Annotated in this window: 1 protein-coding gene; it reads right to left on the bottom strand. The window is 44.7% G+C overall.

What is annotated here, in order from left to right:
- Positions 1-33 precede the first annotated feature (33 nt).
- Entirely contained in the window at positions 34-243 is a 210-nt protein-coding gene (locus HMPREF7215_RS13065; RefSeq protein WP_156797403.1) for a hypothetical protein, read from the bottom strand.
- Between the last annotated feature and the right edge of the window lie 318 nt (positions 244-561).

The following is a 561-nucleotide window of genomic DNA, read 5'->3' as shown; positions in this document are numbered from 1 at the left end:
GTCTCTTAAAATTGGAGTGATAATAGTGATTGATTATGGGTTGTTATCTGTTATAATACGAATGATTTTCTTCATAGTAAAAGCAAGCCCTTCAAAGTAAAAGCGCCAGAGTTGCGTTAAGTTTGAAAAAGTTTTCCGTCCTGAGAGAGATTTCTGGAAAATATCGGATAAGAGCGACTGAAACCATGCAAAATCAGGTGCGGAGGCCTTCATACCATCCTCTTCAAGCCGTTCGAAGCGCATGACAAAGGAACCCCGAACCGAAAGCCGTATCGCGAGTTCTTGGGTAGAATTGAACAGCGCCCCCGAGGGAGATTCACAAAGCGAGTTCCGCAGCCTGCGCAGCAGGCGAGATAGTACCGCGCGGCTGGCCTCCCTTGGGCGCCGAATACCGCCGTTAAGCCGTTCTCTTAAAGAATCGGCGGGCGTCTTTTTGATATCTTTAATTCATACTTGAACGATAATATTCAAAATTGAAGAGTTATCCGCCGTTGTAAAAAAATCACTCGTTTCGGACGAACGTGATAAATCATGAGGAGGATGTTATTGATGAAAGAACAG

The sequence above is a fragment of the Pyramidobacter piscolens W5455 genome (genome assembly GCF_000177335.1).
GTDB classification, from domain to species: domain Bacteria; phylum Synergistota; class Synergistia; order Synergistales; family Dethiosulfovibrionaceae; genus Pyramidobacter; species Pyramidobacter piscolens.
The sequence above is the reverse complement of the archived record's forward strand: the minus strand, read 5'-3'. Positions and strand labels throughout refer to the sequence as shown.

Coding starts and splice junctions, on each gene's coding strand:
- HMPREF7215_RS13065 (WP_156797403.1), bottom strand. CDS start 243: ATGCGCTTCGAACGGCTTGAAGAGGATGGTATGAAGGCCTCCGCACCT.